The sequence below is a fragment of the Kocuria salsicia genome (genome assembly GCF_007681555.1).
GTDB classification, from domain to species: Bacteria; Actinomycetota; Actinomycetes; order Actinomycetales; family Micrococcaceae; genus Kocuria; species Kocuria salsicia.
The window spans coordinates 1-1,669 of the sequence record NZ_VELE01000027.1 but is presented as its reverse complement, the minus strand read 5'-3'; the positions used below and the strand labels follow the sequence as shown (position 1 = coordinate 1,669).

The following is a 1,669-nucleotide window of genomic DNA, read 5'->3' as shown; positions in this document are numbered from 1 at the left end:
CGCGAAGGACTCCAACCGATTGAAAACCTTCTGTGCGTCCTGCAGATACGCCCCCACCTTCCGCGCCAGGCGTGTCACGTCGGGCTCGTTCATCACCCCCGGGTGGTTGTCCGACCACCACTCCAGCCCGGCGGCGAACTGACCGGCGATATCCACCGTCTCTCGGTGTTCCTCCTCCGGTGTGGTCAGTTCACCGCAGCGGTCGAAGCGCTGGGCATGCAGACGAGCCATCTGCTGGGCGTGGGCCTGGACCAGCCCCGGGGTCCACTGCCCCGGTGGAAGGACACGGCCGGGCACGAAACCGACCACCATGTACGGAGCACCCAACGGATTGTCCACCGACTCCTCCAGCACCAGCGCCTGCGGGCCGATGCCCTCAGGCACCAGGCTCAGCCCGTGGAACTCCTCCTGCATCGGCCGCGGCAGCTCCTCCACCGGACGCCGGGCGATCCGCACCACCACCCGTTGCTCGCCGGCCTCCAGTAACCACGCCGCGAAGCTCTCCCCATGCCCCAGCAGACGCACCTCGTCTCCGTCGCCCGGTGAGGAGCCCAGGCCGAGCGCAGCCGGGGCCTGGCCGGCCAGATGAACCAGTCGGTCGGCCATGGACGGATGCTCAGGACGGGCAGGAGTCATGAGCACAGTCTGCCCGCAATCACACCTGGCTCGACAACCAATGGGACTGCTGTACGGATAGGTGACACCGAACCTGGCTGGCCGACGCGGGTCGATCTGGAAGGATGATCACCGTGCCCAAGCCCTACCCTCAACAGTTCCGTGACGACGTCGTGCGTGTCGCGCGCACCCGTGAAGCGGGCGTCACCCTCGCTCAGATCGCCAAGGACTTCGGCGTCCACGAGATGACGCTGCGCAAATGGATCCGCCAAGCAGGCATCGACGACGGCAACCGTCCCGGGAAGACCCGTGAAGACTCCACGGAGCTGCGCATCGGGATCATCACCTGGATCGAGCGCACCTATCATCGACGCCGCCGACAGGCCCGCCTGGGCCGATTGACCCCCATCGAATACGAGACCATCATGAACCCGGCCGTGAGCCTCGTGGCCTGACACCCCAACTGTCACCTGATCGTGCGGCAGCCCCAAGGATCGGTTGATCGTCTGCTACCTACAACAACGCGCCCACGCCTGGCAAGGCGAACTCCTGGAAACATTGACCGATGCCTCCCCAGCTCAAGCCTTAGACATCGTCTACCAGCACACTGCCCAATGGGCGACCAGCACCCCCCGCGGTTGCGCGTTCGTCAACGCGTGGTCCGAGATCGGCGCCAGCGACCATGAGGCCACCAAGTTCATCCGGGCAGAGAAAGCCTGGATGCTGGCCCTGTTCACGCAGATCGCCAGCGGCGACGAGAACACTGGGACCCTGCTGCACCTGCTCCATGAAGGAGCGCAGGTCACCGCGTCAATCCAAGGCGACCCAAGGGTGTTCGCCCAAGCCTGCAACGCATCACAGGAACTCCTCGTCCGACGGTGAGGAGTTCTCCCTCACAACAGGACCGAACCGCGTTTCGCTCCTCAACCAACGTGTCCGGTCAGTACATCTAGCTGACCTTCGTAAGCACGTACAGAAGGCGTCTCCAACCGGGTACAACCACCAGGTGGCCCAGAACCTGGACTTGCAGTCGCTGCTGGTGGTTGTCATGAAT

At 64.5% G+C, this 1,669-nt stretch carries 2 protein-coding genes and 1 pseudogene; 2 read left to right on the top strand and 1 reads right to left on the bottom strand.

Annotated elements, in window-relative coordinates:
- The coding region (locus tag FS770_RS13530) for a phosphotransferase (RefSeq protein ID WP_186366806.1) at nt 1-606 on the bottom strand (606 nt) is incomplete at its 3' end.
- Between the two features lie 134 nt (nt 607-740).
- Here FS770_RS13530 and FS770_RS14170 point away from each other — a divergent pair.
- Together FS770_RS14170 and FS770_RS13520 are read left to right on the top strand one after the other, a co-directional pair.
- Nucleotides 741-908 (top strand): annotated as a pseudogene (locus FS770_RS14170) (transposase); the annotation flags it as partial.
- A gap of 205 nt (nt 909-1,113) precedes the next feature.
- Nucleotides 1,114-1,497, top strand: coding sequence for a hypothetical protein (locus FS770_RS13520; protein ID WP_222126530.1), 384 nt, complete (start codon nt 1,114-1,116; stop codon nt 1,495-1,497).
- Nucleotides 1,498-1,669 lie beyond the last annotated feature (172 nt).